The organism is Streptomyces sp. NBC_00237, assembly GCF_026342435.1.
Taxonomy (GTDB): Bacteria; Actinomycetota; Actinomycetes; order Streptomycetales; family Streptomycetaceae; genus Streptomyces.
Window position 1 is genome coordinate 2,632,007 of the sequence record NZ_JAPEMT010000002.1, and the last position, 18,179, is coordinate 2,650,185.

General features: G+C 72.2%; 19 protein-coding genes. 3 read left to right on the top strand and 16 right to left on the bottom strand.

The window, feature by feature from the left end; genetic code table 11:
• Positions 1-120: 120 nt before the first annotated feature.
• From OG897_RS25415 to tsaB, 6 genes are all read right to left on the bottom strand, one after another.
• Positions 121-1,068, bottom strand: coding sequence for an amidohydrolase family protein (locus OG897_RS25415; protein WP_266659647.1), 948 nt, complete (start codon positions 1,066-1,068; stop codon positions 121-123).
• A gap of 103 nt (positions 1,069-1,171) precedes the next feature.
• Positions 1,172-1,591 (bottom strand): hypothetical protein, encoded by a 420-nt coding sequence (locus OG897_RS25420; RefSeq protein WP_266659648.1) that lies wholly within the window; start codon positions 1,589-1,591, stop codon positions 1,172-1,174.
• A gap of 121 nt (positions 1,592-1,712) precedes the next feature.
• A complete protein-coding gene (locus tag OG897_RS25425; protein WP_266659649.1) occupies positions 1,713-1,976 on the bottom strand; it encodes a hypothetical protein in 264 nt (87 codons plus the stop codon).
• A complete protein-coding gene (gene tsaD, locus OG897_RS25430; RefSeq protein ID WP_266659650.1) occupies positions 1,973-3,139 on the bottom strand; it encodes a tRNA (adenosine(37)-N6)-threonylcarbamoyltransferase complex transferase subunit TsaD in 1,167 nt (388 codons plus the stop codon). The genes OG897_RS25425 and tsaD overlap by 4 nt, the downstream gene beginning before the upstream one ends.
• Positions 3,136-3,606: a ribosomal protein S18-alanine N-acetyltransferase gene (gene rimI, locus OG897_RS25435; protein ID WP_266660485.1), complete on the bottom strand. Its 471-nt coding sequence runs from the start codon at positions 3,604-3,606 to the stop codon at positions 3,136-3,138. Before rimI ends, tsaD begins: the two co-directional genes overlap by 4 nt.
• A 44-nt stretch (positions 3,607-3,650) precedes the next feature.
• Positions 3,651-4,319 (bottom strand): tRNA (adenosine(37)-N6)-threonylcarbamoyltransferase complex dimerization subunit type 1 TsaB, encoded by a 669-nt coding sequence (tsaB, locus tag OG897_RS25440; protein WP_266659652.1) that lies wholly within the window; start codon positions 4,317-4,319, stop codon positions 3,651-3,653.
• Between the two features lie 217 nt (positions 4,320-4,536).
• On the opposite strand from tsaB, the gene OG897_RS25445 reads away from it, so the two are divergent.
• The gene (locus tag OG897_RS25445; RefSeq protein WP_266659654.1) at positions 4,537-4,743 is read left to right on the top strand and encodes a hypothetical protein; all 207 of its coding nucleotides are present in this window, start codon (positions 4,537-4,539) and stop codon (positions 4,741-4,743) included.
• A 101-nt stretch (positions 4,744-4,844) separates the two neighbouring features.
• Here the strand turns inward: OG897_RS25445 and OG897_RS25450 are convergent, their stop codons facing one another.
• The 4 genes from OG897_RS25450 to alr all read right to left on the bottom strand — a co-directional run bounded on the left by OG897_RS25450 (position 4,845) and on the right by alr (position 8,720).
• A complete protein-coding gene (locus tag OG897_RS25450; RefSeq protein ID WP_266659656.1) occupies positions 4,845-5,414 on the bottom strand; it encodes a hypothetical protein in 570 nt (189 codons plus the stop codon).
• A gap of 153 nt (positions 5,415-5,567) precedes the next feature.
• The gene (gene tsaE, locus OG897_RS25455) at positions 5,568-6,116 is read right to left on the bottom strand and encodes a tRNA (adenosine(37)-N6)-threonylcarbamoyltransferase complex ATPase subunit type 1 TsaE (RefSeq protein ID WP_266659658.1); all 549 of its coding nucleotides are present in this window, start codon (positions 6,114-6,116) and stop codon (positions 5,568-5,570) included.
• Positions 6,085-7,476, bottom strand: coding sequence for an alpha/beta fold hydrolase (locus tag OG897_RS25460; RefSeq protein WP_266660487.1), 1,392 nt, complete (start codon positions 7,474-7,476; stop codon positions 6,085-6,087). Before OG897_RS25460 ends, tsaE begins: the two co-directional genes overlap by 32 nt.
• A 53-nt stretch (positions 7,477-7,529) precedes the next feature.
• Positions 7,530-8,720 (bottom strand): alanine racemase, encoded by a 1,191-nt coding sequence (gene alr / locus OG897_RS25465; protein ID WP_266660489.1) that lies wholly within the window; start codon positions 8,718-8,720, stop codon positions 7,530-7,532.
• A 293-nt stretch (positions 8,721-9,013) separates the two neighbouring features.
• Here alr and OG897_RS25470 point away from each other — a divergent pair, with 293 nt between their 5' ends.
• Entirely contained in the window at positions 9,014-9,859 is an 846-nt protein-coding gene (locus tag OG897_RS25470) for a L,D-transpeptidase (protein WP_266659660.1), read from the top strand.
• Between the two features lie 173 nt (positions 9,860-10,032).
• Here OG897_RS25470 and OG897_RS25475 read toward each other — a convergent pair whose 3' ends face one another.
• From OG897_RS25475 to OG897_RS25490, 4 genes are all read right to left on the bottom strand, one after another.
• Positions 10,033-11,541 (bottom strand): NAD(P)H-hydrate dehydratase, encoded by a 1,509-nt coding sequence (locus tag OG897_RS25475; protein ID WP_266659662.1) that lies wholly within the window; start codon positions 11,539-11,541, stop codon positions 10,033-10,035.
• A gap of 101 nt (positions 11,542-11,642) precedes the next feature.
• Positions 11,643-12,011, bottom strand: a complete 369-nt coding sequence (locus tag OG897_RS25480) for a holo-ACP synthase (protein ID WP_266659664.1) — start codon at positions 12,009-12,011, stop codon at positions 11,643-11,645.
• 33 nt (positions 12,012-12,044) lie between these two features.
• Positions 12,045-13,898, bottom strand: a complete 1,854-nt coding sequence (gene glmS, locus OG897_RS25485) for a glutamine--fructose-6-phosphate transaminase (isomerizing) (protein ID WP_266659666.1) — start codon at positions 13,896-13,898, stop codon at positions 12,045-12,047.
• Positions 13,899-13,941: 43 nt separating this feature from the next.
• Positions 13,942-14,760: a hypothetical protein gene (locus OG897_RS25490; protein ID WP_266659668.1), complete on the bottom strand. Its 819-nt coding sequence runs from the start codon at positions 14,758-14,760 to the stop codon at positions 13,942-13,944.
• 231 nt (positions 14,761-14,991) lie between these two features.
• Here OG897_RS25490 and coaA point away from each other — a divergent pair, with 231 nt between their 5' ends.
• Complete coding sequence (gene coaA, locus OG897_RS25495) at positions 14,992-15,978, top strand: type I pantothenate kinase (protein ID WP_266659670.1); 987 nt, start codon at positions 14,992-14,994, stop codon at positions 15,976-15,978.
• 73 nt (positions 15,979-16,051) lie between these two features.
• Here coaA and glmM read toward each other — a convergent pair whose 3' ends face one another.
• Together glmM and rpsI are read right to left on the bottom strand one after the other, a co-directional pair.
• Complete coding sequence (gene glmM / locus OG897_RS25500; RefSeq protein ID WP_266659672.1) at positions 16,052-17,410, bottom strand: phosphoglucosamine mutase; 1,359 nt, start codon at positions 17,408-17,410, stop codon at positions 16,052-16,054.
• A 218-nt stretch (positions 17,411-17,628) separates the two neighbouring features.
• A complete protein-coding gene (gene rpsI / locus OG897_RS25505; RefSeq protein ID WP_266659674.1) occupies positions 17,629-18,153 on the bottom strand; it encodes a 30S ribosomal protein S9 in 525 nt (174 codons plus the stop codon).
• Positions 18,154-18,179 lie beyond the last annotated feature (26 nt).

The following is an 18,179-nucleotide window of genomic DNA, read 5'->3' on the forward strand; positions in this document are numbered from 1 at the left end:
GCCGCGAGTACGACCAGCGTACGTCTCTTCGGTAAAGGGAGCCTCAGAGGCCGGAGGCAGGATCCCGGAGGCCGGACCCCGGACAGCAGGACCCGGAGGCCGGACCCCGGAGGCCGGATCTCAGAGCCCGAGAAGCTTCGCCGCGTTCTCGTCCCGGATGGCGCGGATGTCGTCCTCCGGAAGTCCGGATTCGGTTAGGTACGTGACGTGCCGCTGGAAGCCGTCGCCGGTCTCGAACGGGAAGTCCGTGCCGAGCACGAGCCGGTCCGTCCCGTACACCTCCTGGGCGAGCCGCAGCGCGCCCGCGCTCGGGTTGGCGGTGTCGTGCCACACCGTGCGCAGCAGCTCCGAGACCGGAGGAGTGCCCTCCGGCAGGTACCAGCCCGCCTTCGCGTCCAGCCGCTGCGCGAGGAAGGGCAGCACGCCGCACATGTGCACCGTAATGATCTTGATACGGGGGTACCGGACGGTGATCCCGGCCTGGAAGAGCTGGAGCAGCGCGGCCGACTCCTCGACGGCGTGCCCGACGATCCAGTCCAGGCCCGCGCCGTGCAGCAGCGGCGAACCGCCGGACTCGCCCGCCGGGTGGACGAGCAGTACGGCACCGCGCCGGTCGAGTGCGTCGAAGAGCGGCACGAACTCCGGGTCGGTGAGCGGCCGACCGAGGACCGTCGTGGTCACGGAGGCTCCCAGGAACCCCAACTCGTCCATGCTGCGGCCGAGTTCGTCGACCGCCGCGAGGACGTTGGGCAGCGGCAGCGAGGCGAGCGCCCGGAAGCGGGTGGGGTGGGCGCGGATCAGGTCGCTGTACGCGGCGTTGGCGACCCGCGACGCACCGAGCGCCTGGCTCGCGTCGTCGAAGTACGGCACCTGCGGGGGTGACGACAGCAGTTGTACGTCGATCCCGGCGGCGTCCATCGAGGCGAGCCGCCCCTCGATCTCCTCCGGCGTGCTGCCGCCTCCGCCGCCGCGCGTCCCGGCGGTCCCGTCGGGCGAGCCTCGGAACTCGTCCAGCATGTCGAGGTAGAGCTCGGGAAAGTAGTGCGCGTGTACGTCGACCCTGGTCATGGCCGTGCCGCCTCCTTCGTCGCTACTCGTACGAGGCTGCCACGGGTGGGGGCGGGGCGCGCGGCGGAGGCTTGCGCGGGGGCCGCCCGGCCTTGCCGGATCCCTAGTCGCCCACCAGCGCGCGGTGGCCGTGGCCGCACCAGTTGACGTGCCCGAAGTTCTGCACGTACTTGGCGCTCAGCCAGCCCGAGCGGTCCCACAGCTTGAACCAGATGTCGTTGCCGTGGATGTTCTGGCCGCGCACCTTGCAGGCGAGGCGGACAATCGCGCCGTCCCGGTAGGAGCCGAGTTTCCGCGACGACGACGTGGCGTGCTCGCGAACGAACTGCCCGTGCCGCGCGGTCACCTTCCCGCCGACTCCGTGGGCGGCGACGAACGCGGTGGGGGCGGAAGCGCGAACAGAGGCAGGGGACGAGGAGGAGGAAACGGAAGCGGAAGCGGTCGGCGCGCAGACCGCGAGCGCGATCCCCAACGACACCGCGCCCAGACCCGCACGGGTCACTTTCAGCTGAGATACGGACATTCAACGACTCACTTTCTCGACGGACGGGGGTGTCCCCCGACCCCGCCGAGTCTCAAGTCGAATTGTCCGAAAAGCAGTTAACGCCACTCGCTAGTCAGCCGAACGGCGCAACCCGATGCGCTCAGCCCCGCTCCACCGATTCGAACCGCCACCGGTGCACCGCACGCGTGATCAACTCGCCGTCGGGCTCCGGGAGTTCGGGCAGCTCCGCCTCGTACGGAGCGTCCCACCAGGTGATGACGAGGACCCGGTCCTGCGGCGCCCGGAGGATCTCGCGGCGCAGCGGTGCGGTGGCGAGGACCTCCGCCTGCGCGTAGGCCCACTCCAGGAGTTCGGGGCCCTTGCCGTCGACGGCGCGGGCCTCCCACATCAGCGCGACGGTCATGAGTAGAGGTTGTCCTTGCTGATCTCGTGGACGTGATCGTGGTCGTGCGCGTGACCATGACCATGACCGTGGCCGTGGCCGTGGCCGTGGCCCTCATCGTGGCCGTGCCCCGGCACGTGCGGCTCCGTCACCGGAAGCGAGGAGTCCGCCGACAGGTCCCAGTCGGAGGCGGGCCGGTTCCTGGCCACCATCTCCGCACCGAGCGCCGCGACCATCGCCCCGTTGTCCGTGCACAGTCCGGGCCGAGGAACGCGCAGCGTGATGCCCGCCTTGTCACAGCGCTCCTGCGCGAGCGCCCGCAGCCGGGAGTTCGCGGCCACACCGCCGCCGATCATCAGATGATCGACGCCCTCGTCCTTGCAGGCGCGTACGGCCTTCCTGGTCAGCACGTCGACGACCGCCTCCTGGAAGGACGCGGCGACGTCCCGCACCGGAACCTCCTCGCCCGCGTTCCGCTTGGCCTCGATCCAGCGGGCCACGGAGGTCTTCAGGCCGGAGAAGGAGAAGTCGTACGCCGGGTCGCGCGAACCCGTCAGGCCGCGCGGGAAGTGGATCGCCTTCGGGTCGCCCTCGCGCGCGAGCCGGTCGATGACCGGACCGCCGGGGAAGCCGAGGTGCAGCACGCGGGCGATCTTGTCGAACGCCTCGCCCGCCGCGTCGTCGATCGTCGCGCCGAGCGGACGTACGTCGGAGGTGATGTCCGGGGCGAGCAGCAGCGACGAGTGACCGCCACTGACCAGCAGCGCCATGGTCGGCTCGGGCAGCTTGCCGTGCTCCAGCTGGTCGACGCAGATGTGCGAGGCCAGGTGGTTGACGCCGTACAGGGGCTTCCCCAGGGCGTACGCGTACGCCTTGGCGGCGGTCGTGCCCACCAGCAGCGCGCCCGCGAGGCCCGGACCTGCGGTGACGGCGATGCCGTCCAGGTCGGAGGCGGCGATTCCGGCGTCCTTCAGGGCCCGCTGGATGGTGGGGACCATCGCTTCGAGGTGGGCGCGGGAGGCGATCTCGGGGACGACTCCGCCGAACCTGGCGTGCGTGTCCACGCTGGAGGCGACCGCGTCGGCGAGCAGCGTCGTGCCGCGCACGATGCCGACGCCCGTCTCGTCGCAGGAGGTCTCGATGCCGAGGACCAAAGGCTCGTCGATACCGCTGACAAGGTTCATGGCTGGATCTCTTCTGTCTCTTCGGTCGTCGTACGGCGCATCACGAGGGCGTCGACGTTGCCCGGCTGGTAGTAGCCGCGGCGGAAGCCGATCGGCTCGAAGCCGAAGCGTTCGTACAGCTTCTGCGCGCGGGTGTTGTCGACCCGTACTTCGAGCAGCACCTCGGCGCACTCGAAGGCGGTCGCGTGCTTGAGGAGGTCGGCGAGGAGGCGGGCGCCGAGGCCGGTGCCCCACTGGTCGCGGGCGACCGCGATGGTCTGTACGTCGCCGAGGTCACCGGCGGCGGCCAGTCCCGCGTACCCGACGAGGCGGCCGGTGGCCGGGTCCTCGGCGACGACGTACCGGCGGGTGGCGCGGGGGCCGCGCGCGGACGCCAGCTCGGACCAGAACATCCCCGGCGACCAGGCATCCTCGGGGAACAGCTCGTGTTCGAGTTCCAGTACGGGATCGATGTCCCACCAGCGCATCTCGCGCAGGACGGCGACCCCGGCCCTCTCGGCGGCGGGGGTGGTCACTTGGGGGTGACCACCTTGTAGTTCTTCGGCACCTGCGCGTCGGGGCGGCGCAGGTAGAGGGGAAGCGGCGGCAGGAAGCCCTCGCCCCCGGCAGCCAGCTTCTCGGCGGCCAGCGAGGCGAGCGCGGCGGCCGACACGTGCTCGGGGCCGTGGGCGTCGGGGAACGCCTCGGGGTAGAGCAGCGCGCCCGCGCCGACCACCGGCAGGCCCGCGAGGGACTCGGCGATCTCGGCGGGGCGGTCCACGGCGGGCTCGGTGGTGCGGGTGCGCGCGTCGTCGTACCGGGCCCAGTAGACCTCCTTGCGGCGGGCGTCCGTCGCCACCGCGAAGGGCCCTTCCAGGCCGCCTTCCGTGCCCGCCCTGTACGCGAGCGCGTCCAGCGTGCACAGGCCGTGCACCGGTACGTCGAGTGCGAAGGCGAAGGTCTCGGCGGTCGCGAGGCCGACCCTCAGCCCGGTGTACGGACCCGGGCCGACGCCCACGACCAGTCCGGTCACGGCGTCCAGCTTGAGCCCGGCCTCGCGGAGGGTCTCGTCGATCAGGGGCAGCAGCAGTTCCCCGTGCCTTCGGGCGTCGACCCGGGTGGTCTCGGCGACGACGGAGTCGCCGTCGTGGAGGGCGACGGTGACGGCGGGGGTGGCGGTATCAACGGCGAGCAGGAGCACACGAACAGCCTACGGCCCGTGCGGCACGGACACGGCGTCCGGCCGTGCGGACCGGGAACTCCGCCGTCCCGCCGTGCGTTCTCTCCGTACATTCCGACAACGTGTCGGGAAGATGTTGCATCGGGGGTGCGCGGCATGGTCACATGGGTCCTGAGACATAGGTTAGGTCTACCTAACCATCCCGCTGCGCCTGCTCCCGTCGCCCCAGGAGGCGTCCATGTCGGCACCGGAACGAGAAGTCGAGAAGCCCATGACGCCTGCCGCGCCCGCTTCGGCACCCGCCCCGGCAAAGGCATCGGCACCCGTCTCCATGAGCGCCCTGCTCGCGTCCTGCGCCGCGGCCACGGCGGTCTCCACCCCGCCCCGGCAGGCCAGGGCCCGGGACAGCGACGAGGGGACCGCCGGGCAGCGCGAAGCCGCCTAGACGATCCCCTCGATCGGGTACGGGGGTTACGGGACGCCGGGTTACGGGACGCCGGGTTACGGAACGCCGGGTTGCGGGACGCCGGGTTACGGGACGCCGGGTTACGGGACGACGACCACCTTGACGCCCCGCGTCGCGAACTCCCAGACCTTGGCGCCGTCCTCGCGGCTCAGCCGTACCGCGCCCGTGCCCTCCTGCGGCTTCGTGCCCGGTGTCGGCATCGTGCCGTCGACGGCCGCGCTGAAGCCGATCGTCACCCCGTCGACGTTGGCGAACCTCACGACGTGCTCCACCGGCTTGCCGTCCGACCCGGTGATCCGGATCGAGCGGGACATCACCAGATAGGTGTCCGGCGTCGGGCTGACCGCGCTCGGCGCGACCACGAAGGTCGGCGGCTTGGTGCCCGCCTTCGCCTCGGTGTCCACCAGCCAGATCCGCTTGCCGGACAGCGAGTACACCACCCGGCTGCCCTTGCCGGATTCGGCGGGCAGCTCCAGCGGCGACCGCTGGGGGGCCTTCTCCTTGGCACCGGGCTGGGCGGGCGAGGTGGACGAGCTGGGGGCGGCCACCGAGTCGGGCGCGTTCGCCGACGCCTGGTAGGCGAGGAAGCCGACGACGGCGAGTGCCCCCGCGGTGAGCCCGGCCACGATTCCCGAGCTGCTGCTAGCCACCTTGCTGCACCTTTCGATCAACGCTTTCGATCAACGCTTCGGAACGCTTGGGAACGCTTCGGTCGACATCTGCACGACTTTGTCGTGACGTTAGCAGCAGCGGCACGGCCCGCCCGGACGCCGTGCTTCCGCCCCGAGCACGCGTCCCGCCGGTCAGGCTCCCGGTGCCGACAGGTCCGCCAGATCCGCCAGGCCCGCGTCCGCCCAGCGCCCGCCGATGCCGTCCAGCCGTACCTTCCGTACGTCGTCGTCGGTGTCGCCCGTCGCGCGGTCGATCACCACGTGCAGCCGGTCGTCGGAGAGCTCCTCGACCTTGCCGTCGCCCCACTCCACGACGATCACCGACTCGGGCAGCGACACGTCCAGGTCGAGGTCCTCCATCTCGTCCAGGCCACCGCCGAGGCGGTACGCGTCGACGTGCACCAGCGCGGGCCCGTCGCCCAGCGGCGGGTGCACCCGGGCGATGACGAAGGTCGGCGAGGTGACAGCCCCGCGCACGCCGAGGCCCTCGCCGAGGCCGCGGGTCAGGGTGGTCTTGCCCGCGCCGAGTTCGCCGGTGAGCATCACGAGGTCGCCGGGCCGCAGCAGCTTCGCGAGCGCGCGCCCCAGCTCCCCCATGGCGGCGGGGGAGGTGACGGTGAGGGAGTGAGAGGTGATGACCGGGCCGTTCTCAGCGGCCCCGCTGCTGTGCGGTACGTCCATGGGAGCCCACGTTAGTCGGCGGCACCGTCCCCGCCCGACCCAGCAGCTCCTCCAGCCGCTTCGTCACCAGTTCCGGGTGCTCCAGCATCACCAGGTGGCCCGCGTCGGGGACGATCTCCAGCGCGGCGTCCGGCAGCAGGGCGGCGATGGCCTCGCTGTGCGAACTGGGCGTGACCAGGTCCTTCACGCCCGCCAGCACCAGCACCGGCAGGTCCGCGAAGTGCCGGAGCGCGGCCGTCTTGTCGTGGTCCTGGAAGGCCGGGTAGAACTCGGCGACCACGTCGATGGGCGTGCCCTCGATCAGCCGTTCCGCGAACCGGGCCACCGCCGGGTCGACGTCCCTGGACCCGAACGAGTACCGCTTGACGACCCCCGCGAACAGGTCGGCCGTGGCCCGCCGCCCCCGCTCCACCAGCTCCGCCTGCGAGCCCAGGGTGCGCAGCACGCGCGGCAGGACGCGGCGCACCGCGTTCATCCCGGCGACCGGCAGTCCGAAGTTGACCTCGCCCATCCGCCCCGACGACGTACCGACGAGGGCCACGCCGACCACCCGCTCGCGGATCAGCTCCGGGAACTGGTCGGCGAGCGCCATCACCGTCATCCCGCCCATCGAGTGCCCCACCAGCACCAACGGCCCCTCGGGTGCCGCCGCGTCGATGACGGCCTTCAGGTCCCGGCCGAGCTGGTCGATGGTGACCTGCTCCCCGTCGGCCTGCGCCGAGCCGCGCGCGGAACGGCCGTGGCTGCGCTGGTCCCAGTGCACGGTGCGCACGACGCCGCGCAGAGCGGCGCGCTGGAAGTGCCAGGAGTCCTGGTTGAGGCAGTACCCGTGGCTGAAGACGACGGTGACGGGGGCCACGGCGGCGCGCCGCCCGAAGAGCTTGCGGCGCGGCGCGGCGGCGGCCGCCGTGCCGCCGTCGGCCGTGCGGGAAGGACCGCCGCGTCCCTCGTCGGCCGCCGTGCCGCCGTCGGCCGTACGGGGAGGACCGGCGCGCCCCTCGCCCGTCTGCTGGCTGCCGATCGTGGGGGTGCCGGGCGCGGCCGAGCCGCTGGAGGCTCCGGACGCCCCGGGTCCTTCGCCCTGCGGGTCGTCCACCTCGAAGTACAGTTCCGTGCCGTCGTCGGCGCGTGCCGTGCCCGGAGTGCCGCGCAGCGCGCCGTACGGGCCCGCCGCGTCGAGGGCGAGGCGGGCCTTCTTGCGGAGGCCCCGGCCGACCGTCAGCCGCTCGACGGCCACCCCGGCCGCCGCTCCCGCGGCGATCACGCCTATCGCGGCCCCGGCGAGTCCCGCCCGGCGCCAGGTGCCGGGGGCACCCGCTTCGGCCGCCTCGGCCGCCGTACGAGTCGCCGTACGCGCCACGGCGGCGACGCCCTCCGCGCTGCTCCTGCTCACGTGCCGCTCCTCGCTGGTGCCTACCGGTCGTGCGACGGGTCCTCATTCACATGGACGCGGGGAATGCGCTTGCCGATGCGCGTGACGATTTCGTACGCGATGGTGTCGGCGGCCCGCGCCCAGTCCTCCGCGGTCGGCTCGCCCCGGTCGCCGGGGCCGAACAGGATCGCCTCCGCCCCCGCCTCGACCGTCTCCCCGCCGAGGTCCACCACGAACTGGTCCATGGCGATCCGGCCCCTGGCCCGCCGCCACCGGTCGCCGACCAGCACGGGGCCGCGCCCCGACGCGTTGCGCGGGATCCCGTCCGCGTACCCGACGGGGATCAGGCCGAGGGTGGTGTCCCGCTCGGTGACGTAGTGGTGGCCGTAGCTGACGCCGTGCCCTGCGGGGACCTCCTTGACCAGGGCGACGGACGCGGCCAGCGTCATCACCGGGCGCAGCCCGAGGTCGGCTGACGTGCCCAGTTCGGGGCTCGGGGACACCCCGTACATCGCGATGCCGGTGCGCACCAGGTCGAAGTGGGCGTGCGGGAGGGTCAGCGTGGCCGGGGAGTTGGCGAGGTGGCGCACCTCGGGGTCGAGTCCCTGCCCCTGGGCGTACGCGACCATCTCGCGGAACGCCGTGAGCTGGAGGTCGATCGACGGATGCCCCGGCTCGTCCGCGCACGCGAAGTGCGACCACAGCCCGGTGACCTTGACGTGGCCCGCCTCCTCGGCGGCGCGGGCGGCGGCGACCAGTTCGGGCCAGTCGCCCGGCTGGCAGCCGTTGCGGCCGAGACCGGTGTCGGCCTTGAGCTGGATCCTCGCCGTACGGCCGAGAGCGCGGGCGGCGTCGGTGACCTCGCGGAGCGCCCAGAGCCCGCTGATCCCCAGGTCGAGACCGGCTTCGATGCCCTCGCCCCACGGGTCGCCCGGGGTCCACAGCCAGCACATGACGCGGGCGTCCGCCTCGGTGATCCCCCCGGCGCGCAGGGCGAGCGCCTCCTGCGGGGTCGCCGTGCCGAGCCAGGTCGCACCGGCCTGGAGAGCGGCGCGGGCGCACGGCAGCGCCCCGTGCCCGTACGCGTCGGACTTCACGACGGCCATCAGCGCGGCGTGCGGGGCGCGGGCACGGATCGTACCGACGTTGGCGCGCAGGGCGGCGAGGTCGATCTCGGCGCGGGCCCGCATCGGGGGGGCCTGCGTCGCCGACTGGGTCACCGACTGGGTCATCGCCTGGCTCTCGGTCTTCACGGTCATCGGGACCCAGTCTCGCAGAGGGCTACGACACGGCCGGTCAGACGACCCGGGCGGCCCCTCCGGGTGACCGACGCCACGTACCGCCACGCACACGGCATCTCACGGAACGTCACACATTTGGCCCGCAGCTTCACCCGGTCGGCAGGCCGTGCGTGGCGGGCGGGGCGCAGCGGCCGCCCGATGGACGTGAACGGGCCCGTTCCCACCGGCCCGCCGCATGCAGTCCACCGCATGCGGGATCCGCGCACTGGAGGAGCTGAGGAACCATGAAGCGCGCCCCCCTCGCCCGTATAACTGCTGCGGCCGGTATCGCCGCCGTCGCGATCACCGTCGCACCGACGACCGCTTTCGCCGCCGCCGCACCGGGTGCCGTCCCGGTCGCGTCCAGTGCGGCGGAGGAGCCGTGCACCGCGCCCACCGGCCCGTACCAGAAGGAGCTGGAGCGCAAGCTGAAGCTCAAGGTCGACGGCAAGCAGTCGGCCGCGGACTGCGTCGCGATCCGCAAGCTCCAGCAGCAGCTGAACATCGACCCGGCGGACGGCCGGGCCACCGCCATGACCCACGGCCTCCTGCTGGTCCGCGAGGCCCGCAAGAACCCGAACGCGGCGGGCCAGTGCCCGGTCCGCCGCTACTCGGTGACCTGCGTGGACCTCCGCCGTCAGCTCCTGTGGGTGCAGGTCGGCCGGAAGGTGACCTTCGCGCCGGTGCCGATCCGCAGCGGCATCCGGGGTCTGGAGACCCGGGTCGGCTGGCACAAGGTCTACTGGAGGCACAAGAACCACTTCTCCACCATCTACAACAACGCCCCCATGCCGTACAGCCAGTTCTTCAGCGGTGGGCAGGCGCTGCACGGCACCTACGGCGACCTCTTCGAGGCGGGCTCCGGTGGCTGCGTCAACCTGTACGTCGAGGACGCGGAACGGCTCTGGAAGCAGCTGGGTGTCGGCAGCAACCTCTACGTGTGGGGCGCCAAGCCCGGCACGAACGTGCGCCGGGGCATCCAGGACAACCATCACCTCACGGACGACGAACTGATCGTGAGGACCTTCGGCGGCGAGAACATCCCGATCACCTGGAACCTGAACACCCCGATCACGCCGACGGCGGGCTGAGAGAGGGCTCCCCTGCGGGGTGCGGGGCCGACGGGGCTCCCGTCCGGGACCGGGAGGGGCTGGTCTCACTCATGGGGCTACGCCCCTCGCCCCCTATACGGGCTTCGCCCCCCAACACGGGCTTCACCCCCTGCACGCCCCTCGCCCCCTGCACAGGCTTCGTCCGCGCGTCCTCAAACGCCGGACGGGCCGGTAATCCCCCGCCAGGCCAGTTCCACCCCCTCCACCACATCCCCCGCCGCCACCGGCACCCCCCGCGCCACCAGCCTCGCCCCCAGCCCATGCAGGTACGCCCCGGCCGACGCCGCGTCCACCACCCCCAACCCCGCCGCCAACAGGGACCCCACCAACCCCGCCAGCACGTCCCCGCTCCCGGCCGTCGCCAGCCACGGCGTCCCCGTCGGGTTGACGCGCACCGGGCGGTGGTCCCCGCCCGGCGGCCCCGCCACCACCGTCGTCGACCCCTTCAGCAGCACCGTCGCCCCGTACAGCGCCGCCAGCCGCCGGGCCGCGTCCAGCCGCCCCGCCTCGACCTCCTCCCGCGCGACCCCCAGCAGCCGCGCCGCCTCCCCCGCGTGCGGCGTCAGCAGCGTCGGCGCGCCCCGCCCCCGCACGGCGTCCGGGTCCAGCGCCCCCAGCGCGTCGGCGTCCACCAGCACCGGTACGTCCGACGCCAGCACCTCGTCGAGCGCGCCCGTCACCCCGTCGTCGAGCCCGGGCCCGATCACCCAGGACTGCACGCGCCCCGCCCCGCCGGGCGACCGGTCGTGCACCAGCACCTCGGGGTGGCGCGCGAGCACCGCGTCCCCGCCCCGCCCCACGTAACGGACCGCGCCCGCCCCGCCCCGCAGCGCCCCGCCGACGCACAGCACCGCCGCCCCCGGGTACTTCGCCGACCCGGCGACGACCCCGACCACGCCCCGCCGGTACTTGTCGCTCTCCGCGTCCGGCACCGGCAACAGCGCCGCCACGTCGGCGTGTTGGAGCGCCTCCACGTCTGCGGGAACACCCGCCAGGTCGAGCCCGATGTCGACCAGCCGCACCACCCCCGCGCGGGAGCGCGCCGGATCGACCAGCAGCCCCGGCTTGTACGTCCCGAACGTCACCGTCACGTCCGCCCGCACGCACTCCCCCGCCACTTCCCCCGTGTCCGCGTCGACCCCGCTCGGCAGGTCGACGGCGACCACCACCGCCCCCGAATCCCGCGCCGCACGCACCAACGGCACCGCCTCCTCGCGCAGCCCGCCGCGCCCTCCGATGCCCACGATCCCGTCCAGTACGAGATCAGCGCGGGCCAGCACCTCGTGGGCCCCGTGCCGCCCGACCACATCCCCCTCAACGGCCCCTTGTGCCCCGTCGTGGGGCCCCGTCAGCACCCGCCCGCCCGCAGCCCGCAGCGCCGCCAGTCCGCCCCCGTGCACGCGCTCGGGCGCGAGCAGCACCGCCGTCACCCCCGCCCCGCGCCGTGCGAGCCTGGCCCCCGCGTACAGCGTGTCGCCGCCGTTGTCGCCGCTGCCGACGAGGAGCACGACCCTCGCCCCGTACACCCGCCTCTCCAGCACATCGGCGCAGGCGGCGGCCAGTCCGGCGGCGGCACGCTGCATCAGCGCGCCCTCCGGGAGCCTGGCCATGGCCTCCCGCTCGGCGGCCCTCACGGTCTCGACACGGTGTGCAGTACGCATGCCTTCGAGTCTGCCGCAGAGACACCGCCCGCGCCCCCACCCTCCGCGCCGCCAGCCCTTCCGAGGAAGCCCCGCCCCCAGGGGCGAGGGGCAAAAGCCCCCTACCCCTCCGCGATCACCACCGCCGAAGCCACCCCCGCATCATGGCTGAGCGACACATGCCACCCCCGCACCCCCAACACCTCCGCCCGCGCCGCCACCGACCCCTTCACCCGCAGCCTCGGCCGCCCGCTCTCCTCCACGTACACCTCCGCATCCGTCCACAACAACCCCCCCGGCGCCCCCAGCGCCTTCGCCAGCGCCTCCTTCGCCGCGAACCTCGCCGCCAGCGAAGCCACCCCCCGCCGCTCCCCGCTCGGCAGCGTCAGCTCACTCTCCACGAACAGCCGTTCCGCCAGCTGCGGCGTCCGCTCCAACGCCGCCCCGAACCGCTCGATCTCGGCCACGTCAATCCCGACCCCGACAATCACAGCCGCACTCCCACTCGCTCCAGCCGAATCGGCTCATTCCACGGTCACGGACTTCGCCAGATTCCTCGGCTGATCCACCTCGTTGCCCCGCGCCGTGGCCAACTCGCACGCGAAGACCTGCAACGGCACGGTCGCGACCAACGGCTGAAGCAGCGTAGACGTCCGAGGCACCCGAATCAGATGATCCGCGTACGGCACCACCACCTCATCGCCCTCCTCCGCGATCACGACCGTCCACGCCCCCCGCGCCCGGACCTCCTGGATGTTCGACACCACCTTGTCGTGCACCACGGATTGCCCGCCCCCCGACGGCACGACCACGACGACCGGCGTCCCCTCCTCCACCAGCGCGATCGGCCCGTGCTTGAGCTCGCCCGCCGCGAACCCCTCCGCGTGCATGTACGCCAGTTCCTTCAGCTTCAGCGCACCCTCCAGCGCCACCGGATACCCGACGTGCCGCCCGAGGAAGAGCACGGTGTCCTTCCTCGCCAGCGACCGCGCCAGCTCCCGCACCGGCTCCATCGTCCGCAGCACGTCCTCCACCGCCCCCGGCATCCCCGCCAACTCCCGCACCGCCTCCCGGACTTCCGCACCCCGCCCGGCGGCGACCCCGCGCACCTGACCCACGTACAACGCCACCAGACAGCACGCCACGACCTGCGTCAGAAACGCCTTCGTCGACGCGACGGCCACCTCAGGACCGGCATGCGTGTACAGCACCGCATCCGACTCCCGAGGAATCGTCGACCCGTTCGTGTTGCAGACGGCGAGGACCTTCGCCCCCCGCTCCCGCGCGTGCCGCAGCGCCATGAGGGTGTCCATGGTCTCCCCGGACTGCGAGATCGCGATCACCAGCGTCCGCGCGTCGACGATCGGGTTCCGGTACCGGAACTCGCTCGCCAGCTCCGTCTCACAGGGCAGCCGCGTCCACTGCTCGAAGGCGTACTTGGCGATCATCCCGGCGTGAAAGGCCGTCCCGCACGCCACCACGACGACCTTGTCGATCTCCCGCAGCACGTCCGGGGGAATCCGCACCTCGTCCAGCGTCAGCACCCCGCCGGCGCCGATCCGTCCCCGCAGCGTGTCCGCGATCGCCTTCGGCTGCTCGGCGATCTCCTTGAGCATGAAGTGGTCGTAGCCCCCCTTCTCGGCCGCCGAGGCGTCCCAGTCCACGTGGTACGCCCGTACGTCCGCGGGCGCGCCCCCGAAGTCGGTGACGGTGACCCCGTCCCGTCGGAGCTCCACCACCTGGTCCTGCCCCAGCTCGATCGCCGACCGCGTGTGGGCGATGAACGCGGAGACGTCCGAGGCGAGGAAGAACTCACCCTCTCCAACGCCCACCACCAACGGAGAGTTCCGCCGCGCCCCCACCACCACGTCCGGCACGTCCGCGTGCACGGCCACCAGGGTGAACGCCCCCTCCAGCCGTCGGCACACCCGCCGCATGGCCTCCGCCAGGTCCCCGCACCCCGCGAAGCTCTCGGCCAGCAGGTGCGCCACGACCTCCGAGTCGGTCTCCGACGCGAACGTCCGCCCCCGCGCGACCAGTTCGGCACGCAGCGCCGCGAAGTTCTCGATGATCCCGTTGTGTACGACCGCCACGCGCCCCGCACCGTCCAGATGCGGGTGCGCGTTCGCGTCGGTGGGCCCGCCGTGCGTGGCCCACCGGGTGTGCCCGAGCCCCGTCCCCCCTGCGGGCAACGGGCGCTCGACCAGCTCCTTCTCCAGGTTGATCAGCTTCCCGGCCTTCTTGGACGCCACCAGCGCGCCGTCCGCGAGCACCGCGACGCCCGCCGAGTCGTACCCCCGGTACTCCAGCCTCTTCAGCCCCGCGAGTACGACGTCCAGCGCCGACTGACCACCGACATATCCCACGATTCCGCACATAGGGGGCAGCGTAAGTCGCGCTGCCCCCAAACCCCGGGAACCCTCAGCCCAGCTTCTTCAGCTGCGCCCCGATCACCGGCACCGGCTGCGCCTTCACGGTCCCGCCCAGGCTGAACGTGTAGAAGGTGGCGACCGTCCCGCCCTTGCGCACCGCCGCCAGCTTCATGACGACGTCCATCTCGTCCGGGCCCTGGCCCTTCATGTCGAACGTCCAGCCCGCCGCCTCGTCGCCGCCGGTCACCGCGTCCGGGGTCACCTTCGCGATGTTCACCTTGTCGCCGCCCTGCTGGCCGCCGAAGCCGCCCGCGCACGCCTTGCCCGCCTTGTCGAGGGCCGCGAACGCCTCCTGTGCGCCCGTACCGTCGTACGACGCCAGCCGCTCGACGGTGACCGGCTGCGTCAGCGCACCCATGCCCGCCTTGAACTTCTCCTCGTCGGACGCCTTCGGGTCGACCTTCATCTTCGCGGGCTTCTCGATGGCCTTGCGCAGCACCGAGGCCCCCGGCTTCCCGACCGCGACCCCCACCATGGCGTCGGCCAGCGGCGTGCACTCCGGCTTGTCGACCTTGATGGAACCGGCCGGGACCTCGTCGGCCTTCTTGCCCGGGGCGATCATGTGGGTGGTCACGTCGCCCTCCGCCAGCGCCACCTTCTCCAGCTCGGCCGCCGTCAGCGCCTTCGCCGACGAGCCCGCCGAGCCCGCCGGGTCCCCGCCCTTCGCGGGCGCGTCCGAGGCCGCCTTGCCGCCCCCCTTGGCCGGAGTGTCAGCGGGCTTGTCCGCCCCACAGGCCCCGACCAGCAGGGTCAGCGACGCCACCGAGGCAACGGCTACGGCGGTACGACGGAACAGGGCACGGCGCATGAATGTTCTTCCTTAGCTCAGAGTGACGCCAGCTCGGCGTGACGCTCTGGAATGTAGGTCCCGCACGCCCCCCGGAACACCGAATTTCGCCCCTTCCCGGCCCCCCTCCAAGATCGTGACCGTCACGCGACCCCACCTCCCCCCAATCGAGACGCGCCCCCGTACAACCCACCCCCCACGTGACCCAGCCCACCCCTCTCGACCGGCGACAAGCCCGCCCCACCCCTGACAATGGAGGGTGTGATCACTTCGCCGCCACGAAGCTCCCACCGCCGGGCCGAGTCCTCCCCGTACCTGGACCTCACCCGCGCCGAGTGGAGCGCCCTGCGCGAGAAGACGCCGCTGCCCCTCACCGCAGAGGAGGTCGAGCGGCTGCGCGGTCTGGGCGACGTCATCGACCTCGACGAGGTCCGCGACATCTACCTCCCGCTCTCCCGCCTGCTGAACCTGTACGTCGGAGCCACCGGCAACCTGCGCGGCGCCCTCAACACCTTCCTCGGGGAGAACGGCACCCAGCGCGGCACCCCGTTCGTCATAGGGGTCGCGGGCAGCGTCGCCGTCGGCAAGTCGACGGTCGCCCGGCTCCTGGCGGCCCTCCTGGCCCGCTGGCCGGAGCACCCCCGCGTCGAGCTGGTCACCACGGACGGCTTCCTGTACCCCATGCGGGAGCTGGAGAAGCGCGGCCTGACCGCCAGGAAGGGCTTCCCCGAGTCGTACGACCGCCGGGCCCTGACCCGCTTCGTGGCCGACGTGAAAGCAGGGAAGGACGAGGTCACCGCCCCCGTCTACTCCCACCTGATCTACGACATCGTCCCCGGCGAGCGCCTCACCGTGCACCGCCCGGACATCCTCATCGTCGAGGGCCTGAACGTCCTGCAGCCCGCCCTCCCGGGCAGCGACGGCAAGACCCGTGTGGCCCTCGCCGACTACTTCGACTTCTCGGTGTACGTCGACGCGCGCGAGGAGGACATCGAGGGCTGGTACCTCAACCGGTTCCGCAAGCTCCGCGCCACCGCCTTCCAGAACCCCTTCTCGTACTTCCGCAAGTACACCCAGGTCTCCGAGGAAGAAGCCCTCGACTACGCCCGCAACACCTGGCGCACCATCAACCGCCCCAACCTCCTGGAGAACGTCGCCCCCACTCGCGGCCGCGCCACCCTGGTCGTCCGCAAGGGCCCCGACCACAAGGTCCAGCGCCTCTCCCTGCGCAAGCTCTAGGTACGCGCGTACGACGAAGGGGCCCGACCGGATCCACTCCGGCCGGGCCCCTTCGTCGTACGGCCCTGAAGCCTTAGCCCAGCGCGGACTTGACCACATCCGCCAGGCGGCCCGCGACGGCCTTGGCCTGGTCGATGTCGGCGGCCTCGACCATCACGCGCACCAGCGGCTCGGTGCCCGACGGGCGCAGCAGCACCCGGCCGGTGGAGCCCAGCTCGCTCTCGGCGGCGGCCACGGCGGCCGACAGTTCCGGCGAGGTGGCGACGCGGGACTTGTCGACGTCCGGCACGTTGATGAGGATCTGCGGCAGCCGGTTCATGACGCCCGCGAGGTCCGCGAGGCTGCGGCCGGTGGCGGCGACGCGCGCGGCCAGCATCAGGCCGGTCAGCGTGCCGTCGCCGGTCGTCGCGTGGTCCAGGACGATGACGTGCCCGGACTGCTCGCCGCCGAGCGCGTAACCGTGCTCCTTCATCGACTCCAGCACGTAGCGGTCGCCGACACCGGTCTGCACGACCTCGATGCCCTCGCCCTCCATGGCCAGCTTGAAGCCCAGGTTGGACATGACCGTGCCGACGACGGTGTTCTTGCGCAGCTGCCCGGCCTCGCGCATGGCGAGCGCGAGCACGGCGAGGATCTGGTCCCCGTCGACCTCGTTGCCCTTGCCGTCCACGGCCAGGCAGCGGTCGGCGTCGCCGTCGTGCGCGACACCGAGGTCGGCGCCGTGCTCGACGACCGCGGCCTGCAGGCGCTCCATGTGCGTGGAGCCGTAGCCGTCGTTGATGTTGAGGCCGTCCGGCTCAGCGCCGATGGTGACGATCTCGGCCCCGGCGCGCGCGAACGCCTCCGGGGACACGCGCGACGCCGCGCCGTGCGCCTCGTCGAGGACGACCTTCAGGCCGTCGAGACGGTTCGGCAGCACGCCCATCAGGTGGGCGATGTACTTGTCGAAGCCCTCGTCGTAGTCGGTGACGCGGCCGACGCCCGCACCGGTCGGACGGTCCCACGCCTCGCCGCTGCGGTGCTGCTCGTAGAGGTTCTCGATGCGCACCTCCAGCTCGTCCGCGAGCTTGTGGCCGCCGCGCGCGAAGAACTTGATGCCGTTGTCGGGCATCGCGTTGTGGCTCGCGGAGAGCATCACGCCGAGGTCGGCGCCCAGCGCACCGGTGAGATACGCCACCGCGGGGGTGGGCAGCACACCGACGCGCAGGACGTCCACGCCCGCGCTCGCCAGGCCCGCCACGACGGCGGCCTCCAGAAACTCTCCCGACGCACGCGGGTCGCGCCCGACCACTGCCGTCGGCCGATGGCCCGCAAAAGTGCCCGCCTCGGCGAGTACGTGCGCGGCCGCGACCGACAGACCGAGCGCGAGCTCCGCCGTCAGATCCGCATTGGCCTCGCCGCGCACACCGTCCGTGCCGAAGAGTCGTCCCACAGCTGTCCTCCGAAATGCCGTCGTGCTTCGAAAACGCGACCCTCAACGAGCTCTGAGCGCTTCGTGCCCGTTATACGCCCGAGGGAGTCCAATAAACGTTCAGAAAAGGGTTCTCAACCGAACTAAACGAACGCCCCGGTGGCACGAGAGTGCCACCGGGGCGAACGGTGATGCTGTGACGCAGTCGAACCGCACAGGCGGATCGAGCAGGCGCGTGATTAGCGCTTGCTGTACTGCGGCGCCTTGCGGGCCTTCTTGAGACCGGCCTTCTTGCGCTCGACCGCACGGTCGTCGCGGGAGAGGAAGCCGGCCTTCTTCAGCGTGGCGCGGTTGTTGTCGACGTCGGCCTCGTTCAGCGCACGGGCGACACCCAGACGGAGCGCACCGGCCTGGCCGGACACGCCGCCACCCGAGATGCGGGCGATGACGTCGTAGCGGTCGTCAAGCTCAAGCACCTTGAAGGGCTCGTTGACTTCCTGCTGGTGGACCTTGTTCGGGAAGTAGTCCTCGAGCGTACGCCCGTTGATCTTCCACTTGCCGGTGCCCGGAACGATCCGGACGCGGGCGATGGCGTTCTTGCGACGGCCAAGGCCGGCCGCCGGCTGGGGGTCGCCGAAGCGGGACGCCAGCGACTCGCTGGTGTACTCGCCCTCGACGGGAACCTCCGACTCGAAGGTGGTGACCTCCGCGAAGGTCTCCTCCTCGGTGCCCTCGACGGGGTTCTCAACAGTGGTCTCGGCCACGATTCTCCTCAGATCTTTCTGTACGT

Bases quoted from the DNA above. Each gene is read 5' to 3' on its own strand.
- OG897_RS25470 (WP_266659660.1), top strand. From the start codon at position 9,014: ATGAAGCGCGCCCCCCTCGCCCGTATAACTGCTGCGGCCGGTATCGCC.
- tsaD (WP_266659650.1), bottom strand. From the start codon at position 3,139: ATGAACCTTGTCAGCGGTATCGACGAGCCTTTGGTCCTCGGCATCGAG.
- glmS (WP_266659666.1), bottom strand. From the start codon at position 13,898: ATGTGCGGAATCGTGGGATATGTCGGTGGTCAGTCGGCGCTGGACGTC.
- tsaE (WP_266659658.1), bottom strand. From the start codon at position 6,116: ATGGACGTACCGCACAGCAGCGGGGCCGCTGAGAACGGCCCGGTCATC.
- OG897_RS25415 (WP_266659647.1), bottom strand. From the start codon at position 1,068: ATGACCAGGGTCGACGTACACGCGCACTACTTTCCCGAGCTCTACCTC.
- rimI (WP_266660485.1), bottom strand. From the start codon at position 3,606: ATGCGCTGGTGGGACATCGATCCCGTACTGGAACTCGAACACGAGCTG.
- OG897_RS25490 (WP_266659668.1), bottom strand. From the start codon at position 14,760: ATGCGCCGTGCCCTGTTCCGTCGTACCGCCGTAGCCGTTGCCTCGGTG.
- OG897_RS25475 (WP_266659662.1), bottom strand. From the start codon at position 11,541: ATGCGTACTGCACACCGTGTCGAGACCGTGAGGGCCGCCGAGCGGGAG.
- OG897_RS25420 (WP_266659648.1), bottom strand. From the start codon at position 1,591: ATGTCCGTATCTCAGCTGAAAGTGACCCGTGCGGGTCTGGGCGCGGTG.
- OG897_RS25425 (WP_266659649.1), bottom strand. From the start codon at position 1,976: ATGACCGTCGCGCTGATGTGGGAGGCCCGCGCCGTCGACGGCAAGGGC.
- coaA (WP_266659670.1), top strand. From the start codon at position 14,992: ATGGAGGGTGTGATCACTTCGCCGCCACGAAGCTCCCACCGCCGGGCC.
- alr (WP_266660489.1), bottom strand. From the start codon at position 8,720: ATGACCCAGTCGGTGACCCAGTCGGCGACGCAGGCCCCCCCGATGCGG.
- OG897_RS25445 (WP_266659654.1), top strand. From the start codon at position 4,537: ATGTCGGCACCGGAACGAGAAGTCGAGAAGCCCATGACGCCTGCCGCG.